The sequence below is a fragment of the Janthinobacterium sp. GW456P genome (assembly GCF_002127655.1).
GTDB lineage: Bacteria > Pseudomonadota > Gammaproteobacteria > Burkholderiales > Burkholderiaceae_D > Janthinobacterium.
The window spans coordinates 132,199-146,041 of the sequence record NZ_NEHB01000015.1 but is presented as its reverse complement, the minus strand read 5'-3'; the positions used below and the strand labels follow the sequence as shown (position 1 = coordinate 146,041).

12 protein-coding genes and 1 tRNA gene are annotated in these 13,843 nt (G+C 61.5%); 4 read left to right on the top strand and 9 right to left on the bottom strand.

From position 1 onward, the window contains the following. Positions 1-374 precede the first annotated feature (374 nt). The 4 genes from CBW66_RS16180 to CBW66_RS16165 all read right to left on the bottom strand — a co-directional run bounded on the left by CBW66_RS16180 (position 375) and on the right by CBW66_RS16165 (position 2,551). Positions 375-449: transfer RNA gene (locus CBW66_RS16180), tRNA-Val, on the bottom strand. A 79-nt stretch (positions 450-528) separates the two neighbouring features. Further along, entirely contained in the window at positions 529-1,245 is a 717-nt protein-coding gene (gene dnaQ, locus CBW66_RS16175; RefSeq protein ID WP_086140964.1) for a DNA polymerase III subunit epsilon, read from the bottom strand. An 87-nt stretch (positions 1,246-1,332) separates the two neighbouring features. After that, on the bottom strand, positions 1,333-1,782 hold the full coding sequence (rnhA, locus tag CBW66_RS16170; RefSeq protein ID WP_046682922.1) for a ribonuclease HI: 450 nt from the start codon (positions 1,780-1,782) through the stop codon (positions 1,333-1,335). Further along, positions 1,775-2,551, bottom strand: a complete 777-nt coding sequence (locus CBW66_RS16165) for a class I SAM-dependent methyltransferase (protein WP_086140965.1) — start codon at positions 2,549-2,551, stop codon at positions 1,775-1,777. The genes rnhA and CBW66_RS16165 overlap by 8 nt, the downstream gene beginning before the upstream one ends. A 19-nt stretch (positions 2,552-2,570) precedes the next feature. Here CBW66_RS16165 and gloB point away from each other — a divergent pair, with 19 nt between their 5' ends. Next, positions 2,571-3,380, top strand: a complete 810-nt coding sequence (gloB, locus tag CBW66_RS16160; RefSeq protein WP_086140966.1) for a hydroxyacylglutathione hydrolase — start codon at positions 2,571-2,573, stop codon at positions 3,378-3,380. 210 nt (positions 3,381-3,590) lie between these two features. Here the strand turns inward: gloB and aceB are convergent, their stop codons facing one another. Further along, entirely contained in the window at positions 3,591-5,189 is a 1,599-nt protein-coding gene (gene aceB / locus CBW66_RS16155; protein WP_086140967.1) for a malate synthase A, read from the bottom strand. Positions 5,190-5,405: 216 nt separating this feature from the next. Here aceB and CBW66_RS16150 point away from each other — a divergent pair, with 216 nt between their 5' ends. Beyond that, positions 5,406-6,317: a LysR family transcriptional regulator gene (locus CBW66_RS16150; RefSeq protein ID WP_086140968.1), complete on the top strand. Its 912-nt coding sequence runs from the start codon at positions 5,406-5,408 to the stop codon at positions 6,315-6,317. Positions 6,318-6,659: 342 nt separating this feature from the next. Here CBW66_RS16150 and CBW66_RS16145 read toward each other — a convergent pair whose 3' ends face one another. The 4 genes from CBW66_RS16145 to CBW66_RS16130 form a co-directional block, all read right to left on the bottom strand. Further along, a complete protein-coding gene (locus tag CBW66_RS16145; RefSeq protein WP_010398811.1) occupies positions 6,660-6,863 on the bottom strand; it encodes a cold-shock protein in 204 nt (67 codons plus the stop codon). 298 nt (positions 6,864-7,161) lie between these two features. Continuing rightward, positions 7,162-7,524, bottom strand: coding sequence for an Hpt domain-containing protein (locus CBW66_RS16140; RefSeq protein WP_086140969.1), 363 nt, complete (start codon positions 7,522-7,524; stop codon positions 7,162-7,164). Positions 7,525-7,545: 21 nt separating this feature from the next. Further along, entirely contained in the window at positions 7,546-8,196 is a 651-nt protein-coding gene (gene upp, locus CBW66_RS16135; protein WP_046682928.1) for a uracil phosphoribosyltransferase, read from the bottom strand. A 146-nt stretch (positions 8,197-8,342) separates the two neighbouring features. Next, on the bottom strand, positions 8,343-10,025 hold the full coding sequence (locus CBW66_RS16130) for an isovaleryl-CoA dehydrogenase (protein WP_086140970.1): 1,683 nt from the start codon (positions 10,023-10,025) through the stop codon (positions 8,343-8,345). Between the two features lie 397 nt (positions 10,026-10,422). On the opposite strand from CBW66_RS16130, the gene CBW66_RS16125 reads away from it, so the two are divergent. Next, complete coding sequence (locus CBW66_RS16125) at positions 10,423-12,162, top strand: bifunctional diguanylate cyclase/phosphodiesterase (RefSeq protein WP_086140972.1); 1,740 nt, start codon at positions 10,423-10,425, stop codon at positions 12,160-12,162. Continuing rightward, positions 12,159-13,655: an HDOD domain-containing protein gene (locus tag CBW66_RS16120; RefSeq protein WP_086140971.1), complete on the top strand. Its 1,497-nt coding sequence runs from the start codon at positions 12,159-12,161 to the stop codon at positions 13,653-13,655. Before CBW66_RS16125 ends, CBW66_RS16120 begins: the two co-directional genes overlap by 4 nt. Positions 13,656-13,843: the final 188 nt, after the last annotated feature.

The following is a 13,843-nucleotide window of genomic DNA, read 5'->3' as shown; positions in this document are numbered from 1 at the left end:
CTGCAGGGAGTCGCCTTGCTTCCAGCGCTCCCACATCAAGGCCTTCTGGCTCTCGGTGTAATAAATGCGTGGTTTCTGTTTCATCTTCAACACTCCTGTAACCTAGGCGTTTAGGTTAGAGTGTTGCGACCACCGATTGAATCCGCAGGCGATAGCGGCCATCAGAATGGTGCAGTGTACGAGGGCGTTGCTTTGAAAGCAAGTGAGAGAGATGTCAGCCGTTCTAAGCCAACTTGATGTGAAAACGGCCGCAGAAAGCGGCCGTATCGTTTGGGGCTGGACAATGGACGAAAATCCCATTGCCCCAAGTTTGCCCCAAGTTCCTATCCAGACAAGATACAAAATTCTAAGTCATTGAATACAAACGAAAATTTTGGTGGGAAGTGCAAGTTTCGAACTTGCGACCCCTGCAGTGTGAATGCAGTGCTCTACCCCTGAGCTAACCTCCCGAAGCGAGGCGAATTATCGCATAGGTGTTGCGGCATCCGCAAGGGCTGGTGACAGGAAATTTGCCATGCCCGTTTTTTATCAGGCGGCCGCTGGCGGGGCCGTGACGGCGGTCCAGATGCACTGGCCTTTGGCGGCCTTGTCGAGGCCGGCGATGGTGGCTGCGTGGGCGGCCAGTTCGTCGGCTGTGGCGCTCTGGAAGATGACTTCGGCCAGGGGCACGATTTCCAGCACGGCGCCGTCGGCGGCCACTTCCACCTCTTCTTCCATGCTGAGGCTGTTTTGCCCGCGCGTCATGGCCAGGTAGACGTCGGCCAGCAATTCGGAGTCGAGCAGCGCGCCGTGCAGCTTGCGGTGGGCGTTCGAGACGCCATAGCGGTCGCACAGGGCGTCGAGGGAGTTGCGCTTGCCCGGATGCATTTCCTTCGCCTGCACCAGGGTATCGATCACGCCAACCACTTGTTCATGCACGGGCGGCAGGTTCAGACGCTTGAATTCCGCGTTGAGAAAGCCGATATCGAAAGGAGCGTTGTGGATGATGAGTTCGGCGCCGGCGATGTAGGCGCGGAATTCGTCGGCGATTTCCGCGAATTTCGGTTTGTCGCTGAGGAATTCCGTCGTCAATCCGTGGACGGCCAGCGCGCCCTCTTCCGAATCGCGCTCGGGATTGATGTAATGGTGAAAATTATTTCCCGTCAACATGCGGTTGTTCAGTTCGACCGCCCCGATCTCCAGGATGCGGTCGCCCGTGCGCGGGTTCAGGCCGGTGGTTTCAGTATCGAGAACAATTTGACGCATGGCGGATTCATTCGTAAAAGCAAAAAGCGAAGGGCACAGTATAGCAAACCTGTGCCCTGCGATTACAACTGGCGACGTTGGCTGTGCTTACGCGCGCACGGTTTCCACGCCCAGGTTGGCCAGCTGATCGGCCCGCTCGTTGCCCGGATGGCCGTTGTGGCCGCGCACCCAGCGCCATTCCACTTCATGGACGGCCTGGGCCGTATCGAGCGCCTGCCACAGGTCGACGTTTTTTACGGGCGCCTTGGCCGCCGTTTTCCAGCCGCGCGCCTTCCAGCCATGGATCCATTCGCTGATGCCCTTCTGCACGTACTGGCTATCTGTATACAGCACCACCTGACACGGACGTTTGAGCGCCGTCAAGGCTTCAATCACGGCCTTCAATTCCATGCGGTTATTCGTCGTATTGAGTTCCCCGCCGTAAATTTCTTTCTTCGCGCCATCGGCTACCATCAGCGCGCCCCAGCCGCCCGTGCCGGGATTGCCCTTGCATGCGCCATCGGCATAAATCTCTACCTTGTCTTCAAACTTAGCCATCTTGCTGTTCCCGCCTTTTATTCGTGACCGGTGCGCCTGCGGGCGCCGTCGCCGGTTTCTTGGTCCACGCCGGACCGATCAAACGCATCCCTTTGACGCGCTTGATCGCCTGCACTATATACACTGCGCCCAGATATGGCCACCAGCGCGCACCCGCCTTGTCCATGAAAGCGTTGCGGCGCAGCCATTTTTCTGTCCTGCAGGCAGGTGCGTAGCAGCCAAAGTGGCTTTGGCTGACGCCCATGTTCAGCAATTTTAACCAGTCTTTCATGCGCGGCATAGAGATCAGTTCGCCCGCCTGCGGCAGGTAGTGGCGTCCCGTGATTCGACCCAGGCCCTGGCGCATACCCCACAGGCTGGCCGGATTGAAGCCGCAGACGATCACGCGCCCCTCGGGGATCAGCACGCGCTCGACTTCGCGCAAGACCTGGTGCGGCTCGGCGGCAAACTCTAGCACGTGCGGCAAGACCACGAGGTCCAGGCTTTGCGAGTCGAACGGCAGCTCGTCAAAGGCCGACACCAGGGTCAGGCGGCTGTCCTGCGGCGGACGCGATGGCAGGCGCGAATCGAGCAACCATTTGTTCGGCATGCGGTTGGCGGCCAGTGCGTCGAGCTGGGGCAAGCCGATCTGCACGGCATTAAAACCGAAGATGTCGACGGTCAGACTGTCGAGACATTGCTGCTCCCAGGCGCACACGTACACACCGGCCGGCGTCTGCAGCCAGCCGTCAAGCGCTATAATGGATTTTTCGGATGCCACACTGTCCATTCAGTTTTCTCTTTTGCTCATGACACACTCCCCTGAACACGCTTTATCGGTACTTGCCGTGCCCGCCTTTGCCGACAATTACCTGTGGCTGATCCATGACGGCCGCCACGCCGCCGTGGTCGACCCTGGCGATGCGATGGCCGCCCTCGATGCCCTGCAAGCCCATCAGTTGACCTTGTCCGCCATTTTACTCACGCATCACCACGCCGACCACACGGGTGGCGTGCCTGAATTGTTGCAGCATTTCGCCGTCCCCGTCTTCGGCCCGCGCAATGAGGCTATCACAGCCATCACGGAACCGCTTGCCGAAGGCGATGTCGCTTATGTGCCCGAGCTGGGCCTGCAAATGACCGTCATCGACGTGCCCGGCCATACGAAGGGGCATATCGCCTACGTGCGCCAGCGCGACGAGCGCAGCGGCGCACCGTGGCTGTTTTCCGGCGACACCCTGTTTGCGGGCGGATGCGGCCGCCTGTTCGAAGGCACGCCGGGCCAGATGGCCGACTCGCTGGGCAAGCTGGCCGCCCTGCCCGACGATACCGAGGTATTTTGCGCGCATGAGTACACCTTGTCCAATTTGCGCTTCGCTAACGCCGTCGAGCCGGGCAATGTGGCCTTGCAGGAACGCATCGCCATCGACACGGAAAAGCGCCAGCAGGGTTTATCGACCGTGCCATCGACCATTGCCCTTGAAAAGGCCACGAACCCCTTTTTGCGCTACCGCGAACCGGCCATCCTGAGCAGCCTGAAGGTGGAAGGCAAGCTGACCACCGATGCTTCGCCCGTCGAAGCGTTTGCCGCCTTGCGGATGTGGAAAAACAACTTCTGAGGACACCGGACCAAACCTACTGCGCGTCGGCATAGGCGCCCTGCGATGCTCACCGCCTCGGCGGCCCCGTACAAAGTACGGTTGCGCTTCTCGCCCGCCTATTCCTTCCGCTCGCTACGGTGTTGTCAGGCGTTGCAGACTTCAATACAAAAATCCCGGCAGTGCCAAAAAGCACGCCGGGATTTTTTTTACCGATCTATTTGATCAGGATCAGATTTCCTCGTACAGCGGCAAGGTCAGGAATTCGGCAAACGATTCCGACGTCGACATTTCCTCGAAAATCTGGCCGGCGCGCACATAGGTCGGACCGTTGCCGCCCGGCGCATCGCGCTGCACCTTGGCCAGCTCTTCCGGAATCATGGCGCGCACCATCTCGGCCGTCACCTTGCGGCCGTCTTCCAGCACGCCCTTGCTGGAACGAATCCATTGCCACACTTGCGAGCGGCTGATCTCGGCCGTGGCCGCGTCTTCCATCAGGTTGTGGATAGGCACACAACCGTTGCCGGCCAGCCAGCTGCCCAGGTAGTGTATGCCCACGTTGATGTTGTAACGCAAGCCCGCTTCCGTGATCGGGGCTTCCGGCTGAAAGTTCAGCAAGTCCGACGCTTTCACGTCGATGTCGGGACGCTGCTTGTCAATCTGGTTCGGCTTGTCGCCCAGCACTTTCGTGAACTCGCCCATGGCCAGTTCCACCAGGCCCGGATGGGCAACCCAGCCGCCATCGTAGCCGTCGGTGGCATCGCGCGCCTTGTCGTTGCGCACGCCGCCCATCGCGATGTCGTTCTTTTCCGGATCGTTCTTGATCGGGATCAAGGCTGCCATGCCGCCGATGGCTGGCGCGCCGCGTTTGTGGCAGGTTTTCAGCAACAGCAAGGCATAGGCGCGCATGAATGGCGCCGTCATCGTGACTTTCGCGCGGTCGGCCAGGCAGAAATCCTTGTCCAGCTTGAATTTCTTGATGCACGAGAAGATGTAATCCCAACGGCCCGCGTTCAGGCCCGCGCTGTGTTCCTTCAGTTCGTACAGGATTTCATCCATTTCGAACGCGGCGAGGATGGTTTCGATCAGCACCGTCGCCTTGATCGTGCCTTGTGGCAAGCCCAATTCGTTTTGCGTCATGACGAAGATGTCGTTCCACAGGCGCGCTTCCAGGTGCGATTCCATCTTCGGCAGGTAGAAATACGGGCCGGCGCCGCGCGCCAGTTGTTCCTTGGCGTTATGGAACATGAACAGGGCGAAATCGAAGATGCCGCCGGAAATGCGCTTGCCGTCGACCAGCACGTGCTTTTCATCGAGGTGCCAGCCGCGCGGGCGCACAACCAAGGTCGCGATCTTGTCGTTCAGCTTGTACGACTTGCCATTTTGCTCGAGCGAAATCGTCTTGCGCACGGCGTCGAACATATTGATCTGGCCCGTGATCTGGTTATCCCAGTTCGGCGTGTTCGAATCCTCGAAGTCCGTCATGTAGCTGTCCGCGCCGGAATTGAAGGCGTTGATGACCATCTTGCGCTCGACGGGACCGGTAATTTCTACGCGGCGGCATTCCAGCGCCTTCGGGATCGGCGCGATCTTCCAGTCGCCTTCGCGGATGTGCGCGGTTTCTGGCAAGAAATCAGGACGCTCGCCCGCATCCAGGCGCTTGGCCCGTTCCACGCGCACGGCCAGCAATTGCTGACGGCGCGGCTCGAACGCGCGCGTCAGCTTGGCCACCAAGGCCAGCGCTTCTGGCGTCAGGATCTGTTCGTAGCCGGGCTGGATTTCACCCGTGATTTGCATGCCCTCGGGAAGTGCGATCGTGTTCTGCGTCATGAAGTTCTCCGGTTTTTAATAAATATAAGCAAAGGTAATCTGGTGATCCAAGTATAAGCTGAACGCCTGCGCGGGCAAGCTGGACAGAGGCGCAAAAACACTCTGCCGGCCGGCGCGTTTGTTCTATAGTATTGCACTATAAGGCATGGAAACGAGATTAAAAATCACTTCATCTATGCGTTTTTATCACAAGTGATGGCATCGCGGGAGCACGGCATGGGGCAGTTCAGACAAATATCGACGTTCGTGGAAGTGGTGGCCAAGGGCAGCCTGTCGGCGGCCGCGCGCGCGGAAGGCATCGCACCGGCCATGATAGGCCGGCGCCTTGATGCGCTGGAGCAGCGCCTCGGCGTCAAATTATTGCAGCGTACGACGCGCAAGCTGGCGCTGACAAATGAAGGCGCCGCCTTCCTGGAAGATTGCCAGCGCATCCTGGGCGAACTGGAAGAAGCGGAAGCGGCCGTGGCCGAGCGCAGCGTCAAAGCCAGCGGCCATTTGCTCATTTCCGCGCCGGCCGGTTTCGGCCGCCAGCACGTGGCGCCATTGATCCCCTCGTTCGTGGCCGAGCACCGCGACGTGACGGTGTCGCTGAACCTGAACGACCGCCTCGTCGACCTGATCGGCGAAGGTATCGATGTGGCCATCCGCATCGCCAGCCTGTCCGATTCCTCGCTCGTGAGCACCAAGCTGGCCGACAACCAGCGCGTGCTCGTCGGCTCGCCCGCCTATCTGAAACGGGCGGGCACGCCGCGCATCCCGGCCGACCTGGCCAAGCACAATTGCCTGGCGATCAGCAGCGAAGGCAGCCAGCGGGGCTGGACCTTCCGCGAAAACGGCAAGAACATAATTTTAAAAGTGGCGGGAAACATGGTCTGCAACGATGGCGAAGTGCTGCACGACTGGGCGCTGGCCGGCAAGGGCCTGGCATGGCGCTCGATGTGGGAGGTCGGTGCGGAGATCGAATCGGGCCTGCTGGTGACGGTACTGGACCAGTTCGCCGCCCCGGGCAATGACATTTATGCCGTGTTCGCCCAGCGCCGCCACTTGCCGCTGCGCATACGCGCGTTCGTGGATTTTTTACGGCATGCATATTCGCAACCCGACTACTGGCGCGAGCGGGCTATTTGATTGAGCGCCGTGACGTGTCCATGCCTGACTGGCGCCGTCACTGCCCGGCAGTATGACGAGGTAGCTCGGCCACACAGATCAACACAAGTCGGCGTAGGTCGGCTTAACGCAGCGTAAGCCGACGACTGTAAGCCGACACCAACCCAGACACCTTGCCGACGCCCACACAGTCGGCTTACGCGCAAGCGCCAAGCCGACCTACGCTCAACTCCCCCACGCACAGCGCGGCAAAAAGGGGCTGGCAAGCCATGACAGGCACACAAATCCGATGCTTCACAGAAATTCAGGCGAAAAAAAATCCCCGGAGACCGAGGATTTCTTTATTTCGTTTGATCCAGCGTATTAGATTGGCTGAATGTTCGAAGCTTGCTTGCCTTTAGGGCCAGCGGTCACTTCAAAAGAAACGCGTTGGTTCTCTTGCAGGGACTTGAAGCCGTTCGACTGGATAGCCGAGAAGTGAGCGAACAGATCTTCGCCGCCTTCGTCAGGGGTAATAAAGCCGAAACCCTTCGAATCATTGAACCATTTTACGATGCCAGTTGCCATTACAATTTCCTATTTCAGTTAAGTTGGGCTTGCGCCCGTTATATCGTTTGAAGCAAGAAAGAAATGACAGACAAACTGCACTACTACCTCGAATCCAACGATGCCCAATTATACCAACAAAACTGAGAAAAACCATTCTTTCGCAAAATAAACTTGCGAACACTACTTTAATAGCCAAATCCCCGTCTTGCGGCGCCCTTTACCAGCGGCATGGAGACACTATATCCTAATCTTCGACGCGGGTGCTTTGCGTTGCATCAAATGAATCATTGCAACCACATCTCTGTAGTGCTGTCGCTCACACCGTGAAATGGGGGGCGCCCGCATCACGTTCTGCCCAGTCCAGTAGCGCCGCCACTTGCGCCCGCAAGGCGGGCCATTCCGCCGCCGCTTGCGCGGGGGTATTGAGCATGGCGCGCACCAGCTGCTCGATGCGCCGGCACTCCTGGCCCAGCGCCGCAAAGCCGAAGGTGGCGGCCGAACCGGCCACCGCGTGCAACGCGCGGTGCAGCTCCGTCAACGGTTCCAGACGGGCGCCTTCGCCGTCGCAGCGGCCGCTTGCCTGCGCAATCGCCTGCATCAGGGCAGGCACGCTGGCCGCATATTTTTCGTTCAAGGCACGCAAACGCGCGCGAAAATCCGGATCGATCAAGGTTGCCATCGCAATACTCGCCTGAATGACTTACTTGGTGCCGAAGATACGGTCGCCGGCGTCGCCCAGGCCCGGCACGATGTAGGCGTGGTCATCCAGGTGCGAATCGAGCGCGGCGCAGAACATCTTGACGTTCGGATGCGCATTCTGGAACACGGTCACGCCTTCCGGTGCGGCCACCAGGGCCAGGAAGATGATCTGTTCATCCGTCACGCCGCGCTTTTTCAGCACATCGACGGCATACACGGCCGAGTTGCCGGTCGCCACCATCGGGTCGCACAGGATGAAAGTACGCTCGTTCAGGTCCGGCAGGCGCACCAGGTATTCCACGGGCATGTGCGTGGCCGGGTCGCGGTATACGCCGATGTGGCCGACACGCGCTGAAGGCACCAGGTTCAGCAAACCATCGCTCATGCCGATGCCGGCGCGCAGGATGGGCACGATGGCCAGCTTCTTGCCGGCGATGACGGGCGCGTCGATGGTCACCAGCGGAGTCTTGATTTCACGCGTGGTCAGCGGCAGATCGCGCGTGATCTCGTAACCCATCAGCAAGGTGATTTCCTTGAGCAACTCACGGAAGGTGCGCGTCGACGTGTCGTGCTCGCGCATGTGGCTCAGTTTGTGCTGGATCAAAGGATGATCGGTGATGAACAAATTCGGGAAGCGTGGATCTTGTTTCATATTGTTTTTCTTTCTCTACTCTCTGGCGCGGCGGCAAGCATGCACCGCAAGCGCGCCGTGTGTCGATAAAATCATGGATTGCAGCATTATCCCAGTCCGCAGCCCGCCTGTGGCCGGAATTTTCGAAATATTCAGACTTATTGAAATCAATACTCGCGCAGCGCGCGCGCCAGGATGGCCGCGCAATCGGTGCCAGCCGGCAAGCGGCCATACGCACCGCCCGGCGCCTGCACCAGGCGCGACTGCAGGAAACCTTGCGCGACAAACGGTGGCGCATGGCGCAGCAGCAAGGCCGCCTGCACGGCCAGCACAATGCGTTCGGACAATTGCCGCGCGCCAAACTCATCCGTCTGCGGCCCATCCAGATCGGCCAGCAGGCGCGCACGGTAGGCAACAAAGGAAGCGTCGTCATCGCCGGCCAGCGCCAGCTCGGCCGCCAGGGCGTCGCGCGCGGCCGGCGACTTGCCGAAGGCGCGCAAGACATCGAGGCACATGATGTTGCCCGAACCTTCCCAGATGGAATTGACGGGCAGTTCGCGATATAAACGCGCCAGCGGCGCGTCTTCCACATAACCGGTGCCGCCCAGCACCTCCATGGCTTCCGCGCCGAAGCCGGGCCCCCGTTTGCAGATCCAGTACTTGCCGGCCGGCGTCAGCACGCGCGCCAGCATGGCTTGCTGCGGATCATCCTTTTCATCGAAACAGCGGGCCAGGCGCAGCGCAAACGCCGTGGCGGCCTCGGATTCAAGCGCCAGGTCGGCCAGCACGTTTTGCATCAGCGGCTGCTCGGCCAGCGGCTTGCCGAACACGGCTCGCTGACGCGCATGGTGCAGCGCCTGCGTCAAGGCGGCGCGCATGATGCCGGCGCTGCCCAGCACGCAGTCGAGGCGCGTGTGGCTGGCCATTTCCAGGATGGTGGGAATGCCCCGCCCCGGCTGCCCCACGAGCCAGCCGTAGGCATTGGTGAACTCCACCTCCGACGAGGCGTTCGAGCGGTTGCCCAGTTTATCTTTCAGGCGCTGCACGCGGATGGCGTTGCGGCTGCCGTCGGGCAGGTAGCGGGGCAAAAAGAAACACGACAGCCCACCCTCTTGCGCCTGCGCCAGGATCAGGTGGGCGTCGCACTGCGGCGCCGAAAAAAACCATTTGTGGCCGACGATGCGCCAGGCGCCGCCAGCCTCTGCACCGAACAGGGCTTGCGCCTCGTCCGGCGGCACGGGCACGGCGCGCGTGGTATTGCTGCGCACGTCCGAGCCGCCCTGTTTTTCCGTCATGCCCATGCCGACCAGGGCGCCCCGTTTTTGTTCCACGGGCAAGGAGCGGAGATCGTATTCGCGCGACAGGATTTTCGGCAGCCAGCGTTGCGCGATCTGCGGCAGATCCAGCGCCTGGCGCAAGGCCGGCACCGAGGCATACGTCATCGTCACGGGACACTGCGTGCCGTTTTCCACCTGCCCCACCAATAGATAGGCGGCCGCGCGCGCCACCTGGGCGCCGGGACCGGGCGAGGCCCAGGGCGAAGCGTGCGCGCCGGCGCCCACGAGGATGGCCATCAGCTCATGCCAGGCTGGATGGAACAGCACCTCGTCGATGCGCCGGCCGGACCGGTCGAACTGCTGCAGTTCGGGTGTGTGGATATTGGCCAGACGCGCCAGCGCGTACGTCTCGGCCCGGCCCAGCTTGTCGCCCAGCGCGTCGAGCTCCCGCAGCGCCGCGCCGCCGCCCTCGCGCAGCAGCGCTTCGATCAGCGCCGGGTCGCAGGCGAACAGGTTGACGTTTTCAAACGGCGTGGCCTGGTTGAAAACTTCATGCGTATCAAAAGCATTCATGGGGGGGCTCCCGCGATTTGTTATCATGGCGCCCTTGCCTGCCGCGGGCGCGCCGTCAACACCGTCTGCCAGCCAGACTAGCGCAAAGCGCAAACCGGGGCAAGCGCGCCAGTGGAAGCAAGCGCAGATAAATGTTTCCACATGGAATGAAATGCCTATGTGTGTCGCGCGGCATGATTTTTTTCATGGAAGGCAGGAATATTTACAAAACCTGAAGCAATGTTGCTTTATTTCATGTAATCGAGTGCTTTTCAATGATACATTTCGTGTGGATCGCGTTCCGATAGCCGCCCTTGCGGCCCCTATGGCGCGCGTCACGCACGATGCACTGTTTCCGTTGGCGCCCTGCCCTGCAGCGAGCGCCGGCACTGATAATAAAAAGGTAAAAGCCAGCACGATGTTTTCCAGTACCCCATCCGCCGCCCACCGCGAGGCCCGCCACGAGTTGGACAACCTCATGGAAGAGGCAGGCGACGTCGTGTTCCGGCTCGATACGGACGGCCTGATCCTGTTCGCCAGCAAGCGCGCGGCCACCCTGTTTGGCGCGCCCTCGGGCCTGTCCGGCCATTTGCTGCTGCCGCTGGCCACGGAAGCGTCGCGCGCGGCGCTGCAGGCGGCGCTGGAAGACGCGCTGGAAGAGCCGGGCCGCCTGGAAGTGCGCCTGCAAACGCCGGACCAGGAAATCTGGTTCGAACTGCGCCTGTCTTCTTATATGAACGCGGCCGGCGTGGCCGAATTGCTGGTGGTCGGGCGCGACACGTCGGCCCAGCACAACACGGAAGAACGGCTGCGCCACATGGCCACGCACGATGCGCTCACGGGTCTGCCGAACCGCCTGCTGCTGTCGGACCGCATCCGCATGGTGATCGCCCAGGCCGCCCGTTCGGGCCAGGGCTTTTCCGTCGCCACCATCGGCCTCGATGGTTTCAAAAAGGTCAACGATGGCCTGGGCCATCCCGTCGGCGACGCCGTACTGCGCCTGGCCGCCGCGCGCCTGCGCAAGACCCTGCGCGACAGCGACACCCTGGCGCGCGTTGGCGGGGACGAATTCGTCGCCGTGCTGCCTGGCAGCGCCACCGACGCCCAGATCAAGCTGGTGACGGGCCGCCTGCTGGCCACCCTGCAGGCGCCGTTCGAAGTCGATGGCCACACGATCTACGTGGGCGCCTCCGTCGGGGTATCGATCTATCCGCTGCACGCGGAGGATGAGGTGCGCCTTGTGGCGCTGGCCGATGCGGCCATGTCGCGCGCCAAGGAAACGGGCAAGGCCCGCTGCCTGGTCTACAGCCCGCGCCTGAACGGCCCGTCGGAACACGATATTTCGCTGGAAGCGGCCATGTTCCACGCCGTGCGCGAAGGCGAATTCCTGCTGTTTTACCAGCCCATCGTCGATGCGCACACGCGGCAGATCCAGGGCTTCGAAACCCTGATGCGCTGGAAGCATCCGACCCTGGGCCTGGTGCCGCCCGTGCGCTTCATCCCGATCGCAGAAGCCAATGGCCTGATCAACCTGCTCGGCGCCTGGGCGTTGAAGGCGGCCTGCGTGCAGCTCAAGCAGTTCCAGGAAGTGGCCAAACGGCCGTTGTACATTTCCGTCAACATCAGCCCGCGCCAGTTCCGCAACGATAAATTCCTCGACGTGCTCGATGAAGCCATCGCGTTTTCGGGACTCTCCGGCGAACACCTGGTGCTGGAAATTACGGAAGGCACGCTGATGATCGACCCCGTGCATGCGGAAACCATCCTCGTCAAGATGACGGAGCGCCACGCGCGCATCGCCATCGACGATTTCGGCACCGGCTACTCCTCGCTCGCGTATCTGAAGCGCTTCCCCATTTCCGTGCTGAAGATCGACCGTACCTTCATCAAGGACTTGCCCGAATCGAGCAAGGATGCGGCCATCTGCAACACTATTCTCGACCTGGCCAAGCATTTGAATTTATCCGTCGTGGCCGAGGGCGTGGAAACCGAGGAGCAGATGCACTTCATCGAGTCGCGCGGCTGCCAGTACGTGCAAGGCTACCTGACGGGCAAGCCGATGCCGGCCCATGCCGCGCTATCGGCCTTGAGCGACAAAACCTATGCGGCGCTGGTGCCGGCGCCGTCTGCCAATGAACCGCGCGGAGGGGTGCAATGAATCCAGGTCATTTCACGGTACCGACACAACTCGGCAAGAACACCCTGGACCTGCTGTGGGCGCGCACGCGCCAGCAGGGCGACATGCCCGGCTTCGCGAAAGCCATCAGCGCCATCCTGGGCGCCATGCGCGGCGAGGATGACCACGAATTCGACATCACGCAAACGGTGCTGTCCGACCCTGTCCTCACGCACAAGGTGCTGCGGCTGGCCAACAGCGGCATGTACTCGGCCTTCGGCCAGCGCGTCAACACGGTCTCGAAGGCCGTGCTGGTGCTCGGCATCGACGCCATCGGCCACCTGGCGCTGGGCCTGAAGCTGATCGAGGAGCTGTCGCAGGCCTCGCCAGATTCCGTCAGCGCCCACGTGGAAATGGAAAAGGCCGTGCTGGCCGGGATGGTGGCGCAGCAGGTGGCCACCAGCGCCGGCAGCCTGCAGGCGGAGCAAGCCGTCGTCTGCTCGATGCTGCACACCCTGGGCCGCATGATGGTGACGTTCTACATGACGGACTTCTGGGCGCGCATGCAGGCGCATGCGGGTCCCGGCAACGAAGCCGCCGCCGCGCGCGAAATCCTCGGCCTGTCGCTGCCCGAAGTGGGCTATGCCACGGCCGCCCACTGGGGCTTGCCGCAGCACCTGATCAACGGGATGCGTCCGATGGACCCGTCGCCGGACAACTCCCCCGTCAGCGGCGCCGACTGGATGGCGGGCCTGTCGACGATGGCGGCGCGCTGCGCCGACTCGCTCTGGCATGACGATGCGGCCGGCGCGGCGCAGGTGCATGCGCTGATCGACGATTATGCGGGCACCCTGGGCATCACCGCGACCGACCTGGTGGTGGCGGTGGACAAGGCCAAGGCGATGGCGGCGGCCGACCTGTCGATCGCACCGCTGTCGAAACCGGCCGAACGGCGCGCGCGCCAGCTGGCGTCGACGCGCATGCGCGCCGAAGGCAACCGCGTATTGATCGGCGGCCTGGCCGATCTGCGCGGCGCCATCGGCAGCGCCAGCCCGGGACAGATGGTCTCGATGGCGCTCGAAACGCTGCACCAGGGCTTCGATTTTTCGCGCTCGGTGGCGTTCGTGCGCAACCACAGGGACCATTTGTATTCGGCGCGTATCAGCTTGGGCGAGGGCATGGCGGACCTGCAGGATTTGATGGTGTTTGGCGACGCGTATGAGCCGAACGTCTTCCATGCGGCCCTCAATAGCGACCGCGTGATCTTCATCGACAACGCGCGCGATCCGAAATTCGCCGCCAAGCTGCCGCAATGGTGGAAAGCGACCCTGTCGGAAGCGCGCAGCTTCGTCGTGCTGCCGCTGTCGGCCAACGGCCACCCCACGGGYTTTTTATACGGCGACTGGGACGACAGCTTCCCGCCGATCCAATTGAATCAGACGGAATTCAACCTGATCAACGATATCCGGGCGTTGCTGGTGCAGTCGGTGGAGATGCGGCACCAATTGGAATTGGTGGCAAATAAAGTGGCGTGACAGGAAGCGCCAACAATGTTGTCGGATTACGCGCTGTGCGCTAATCCGACCTTGTATTATTCCCCTCATGCCGTTCGTGGTATTGCGAACGGTATCGACCGCTGTCACAATCTTGATAGGCATATCAAGACCGGGTAACTGGATGCCGTATCCGCCCTTAGGCCCCGAGCCAGCTCCGTAGATCTCGC

Bases quoted from the DNA above. Each gene is read 5' to 3' on its own strand.
- dnaQ (WP_086140964.1), bottom strand. From the start codon at position 1,245: ATGCGTCAAATTGTTCTCGATACTGAAACCACCGGCCTGAACCCGCGC.
- rnhA (WP_046682922.1), bottom strand. From the start codon at position 1,782: ATGGCTAAGTTTGAAGACAAGGTAGAGATTTATGCCGATGGCGCATGC.
- CBW66_RS16165 (WP_086140965.1), bottom strand. From the start codon at position 2,551: ATGGACAGTGTGGCATCCGAAAAATCCATTATAGCGCTTGACGGCTGG.
- gloB (WP_086140966.1), top strand. From the start codon at position 2,571: ATGACACACTCCCCTGAACACGCTTTATCGGTACTTGCCGTGCCCGCC.
- aceB (WP_086140967.1), bottom strand. From the start codon at position 5,189: ATGACGCAGAACACGATCGCACTTCCCGAGGGCATGCAAATCACGGGT.
- CBW66_RS16150 (WP_086140968.1), top strand. From the start codon at position 5,406: ATGGGGCAGTTCAGACAAATATCGACGTTCGTGGAAGTGGTGGCCAAG.
- CBW66_RS16145 (WP_010398811.1), bottom strand. From the start codon at position 6,863: ATGGCAACTGGCATCGTAAAATGGTTCAATGATTCGAAGGGTTTCGGC.
- CBW66_RS16140 (WP_086140969.1), bottom strand. From the start codon at position 7,524: ATGGCAACCTTGATCGATCCGGATTTTCGCGCGCGTTTGCGTGCCTTG.
- upp (WP_046682928.1), bottom strand. From the start codon at position 8,196: ATGAAACAAGATCCACGCTTCCCGAATTTGTTCATCACCGATCATCCT.
- CBW66_RS16130 (WP_086140970.1), bottom strand. From the start codon at position 10,025: ATGAATGCTTTTGATACGCATGAAGTTTTCAACCAGGCCACGCCGTTT.
- CBW66_RS16125 (WP_086140972.1), top strand. From the start codon at position 10,423: ATGTTTTCCAGTACCCCATCCGCCGCCCACCGCGAGGCCCGCCACGAG.